The organism is Marinobacterium arenosum, assembly GCF_019795155.1.
GTDB lineage: Bacteria > Pseudomonadota > Gammaproteobacteria > Pseudomonadales > Balneatricaceae > Marinobacterium_C > Marinobacterium_C arenosum.
Map to the genome: position 1 here is coordinate 1 of NZ_JAILYN010000104.1, position 2,355 is coordinate 2,355.

Here is a 2,355-nt window from a genome sequence, read left to right on the forward strand (position 1 = left end):
CCGGTCGTCCATAATCTCCATCAAGTCATTGCGGTGGGCCGGTTTCAGCGGCTCCAGTCCCCAGTCGTCGATCATCAGCAACCGAACCTTTGCCAAGTATTTGAGCAGCTTGTGGTAGCTGCCATCGGCCTTGGCCTGGGTCAGCTCCAGCAACAGGCGGGAGAGCCGGTAGTAGCGGACGCTGTAGCCCCTCCGGCAGGCGCTGTGCCCCAGCGCGCAGCCGAGGTAGGTCTTGCCGCTGCCGCAGGGTCCGGTGATCAGCAGGTTCTGAGCCCGGTCGATCCAGTCGCCCTGCGCCAGCTGGGCAACCCGGGCCTGGCTAATGTTTCGCGGATGCTGGTAGTCGATGTCCTGTACCGTGGCGGCGAGCTTGAAGTGGGCCTGGCGGATCAGGCGTTCATACTTGCGATGCTCCCGGCTTAGGTTTTCCTGATCGACCAACAGGCTGAGCCGCTCGATGAACGGCAGGGCCTCATAGGTGCCAGCTTGTTCCAGCTGAGTTTGCAGGGCGCGGGCCATGCCGCCGAGTTTGAGGTGGCGCAGCTGCGCCAGGATCTGAGTGTTCATTAGGGTGTCCTGTGCTGGAGGAGATTAGTGGAAGCTGCGGGGGCCACGGATATTCTCGTGCTGCTGGGGGAGCTCGGCCCGGATGCTGAGTGTCTCGGGGAGCCGGTCGCGGTTACTGAGCAGGATCGACTTGACCTGCTTCAGGCGGTTCAGCCCCTCCCGATTGGCGATACCGCAGGCCGCGTCCAAACGCTCGGCCGGATAGTTCCGACTCAGGTTGAGTAGGCCCAGGCAGATCCGGTAGGCCTGCTCGGGATGGGCTCTGGCGGACAGTTGCTCTGCCACCCAGGTCTGCACCTCGGGCCCGATATCCTTGGCCCAGTTCTTGATTCGACCCGGCGTCCACTGCTGTTGTTTCTGATGACGCTTGGGCATATGGCAGGCCTCGGTCGTGGTGCCGGGTCGATGCTGGCGGGGATGGGAGGCAACCAGCCGGTGGCGGAAGTACAGCATGACCAGGCGCTCGCTGGCATGCAGCTCCAGTGTTTCGCCGACGTATTGGTGTGGCACCGAGTAGTGATGTTGCTGGTACTGGACGTGGTAGTCGATGTTGACCCTGACCGGCTTGATCTCGACGTAGCGGTAGGGCTGGCTCGGCAGTGGCCGCAGTGCCGGCCGGTCGAGCTGTTCGAAAGCCAGGCGGCGGTTGCCGGGCAGTTGCTTGAACGGCTTCTCGTTCAGCTCCGCCAGCAAAGCCCGGATGCTCTGATTGACCTCGGCCAGCGAGAAGAAGCTATGGTGGCGTAGGCGTGCCAGTATCCAGCGCTCAACGATCTGCACGCCGACCTCGGCCTTCGCCTTGTCCTTCGGCTTGTAGGGTCGTGCCGGCACCACCGCAACCTGATAGTGCTCGGCCCACTGCTGGTAACTCGGGTTCAAATCCGGATCGTAACGGCAGGCCCGGCTGACGCCGCTACGGAGGTTGTCCGGAACGATGATCTCAGGGGAGCCGCCGAAGTACTCCAGCATCCTTACATGGCTGCCCAGCCAGTCCGGTAGAGACTGGCTCAGGGTTGCCTCCGCGTAGGTATAGTTAGACGCCCCGAGCACCGCCACGAACACCTGTGCCTGGCGCACCTCGCCAGTGCTAGCGCAGATGATTGGCACTGTCGGCCCGCAGTAGTCGACGAAGCACTTCTCACCGGCCCGATGGGTCTGACGCATCGAACGCTTCTGCTGATCGCACCATTGGCGGTAGCGTTCGCAGAACTGGGAGTAGCTGTAACAGCGATTGGGATACTGCTGGGTGTACTCCTCCCACAGCAGCTGCTTGGTCATGCCCTTGCGCTTGAGTTCCTGGTGAATGACGGCCCAGTCAGGCACCTGATGACGGGCGGAGGATGTGGTGTCGGCGCCGGGGTAGAACAGCCGCGCCAACTGGCTGTCATCAAGGTCGTCCGGAAGGGGCCAGGCAAGCCCGAGTTCGTCGGCCTTGCGCAGTAGCTTCTGGATGGCTCCAACGCTGATTTTGGTACTGTCCTTGATCTGCCGGATCGACAGGCCGGCGGCGAGCCGCAGGCGAAGTACATCTCGGATTTTACGCATTGTGATCCTCTTAGCCGGCATAGCCTCTCCTTGCAAATACGGAGAGGTTACCTAATAAGCTGAAATATCAATGCGTTAAGAAAGATTCTGGACGAACGTGAACACTGATTCCGGGAATGTGAACAGCGATTCCGGAAATCCAGAGAAAGTGTTCACCTTGGGCCGGAAAAGGTGTTCATGTTGAACCAGAATGGGTGTTCACGTTCCGCCGGAATGGCTGTTCACAATGAGTCGGAATATGCA

2 protein-coding genes are annotated in these 2,355 nt (G+C 61.0%); both read right to left on the reverse strand.

Annotation, left to right across the window (positions count from 1 at the left end):
- Positions 1-567: ATP-binding protein (locus K6T12_RS21340; protein WP_222224993.1), on the reverse strand; the 567-nt coding region annotated here is incomplete at its 3' end.
- A 24-nt stretch (positions 568-591) separates the two neighbouring features.
- Positions 592-2,133, reverse strand: coding sequence for an IS21 family transposase (gene istA / locus K6T12_RS21345; protein WP_222224994.1), 1,542 nt, complete (start codon positions 2,131-2,133; stop codon positions 592-594).
- Positions 2,134-2,355: the final 222 nt, after the last annotated feature.

Coding starts and splice junctions, on each gene's coding strand:
- istA (WP_222224994.1), bottom strand. CDS start 2,133: ATGCCGGCTAAGAGGATCACAATGCGTAAAATCCGAGATGTACTTCGC.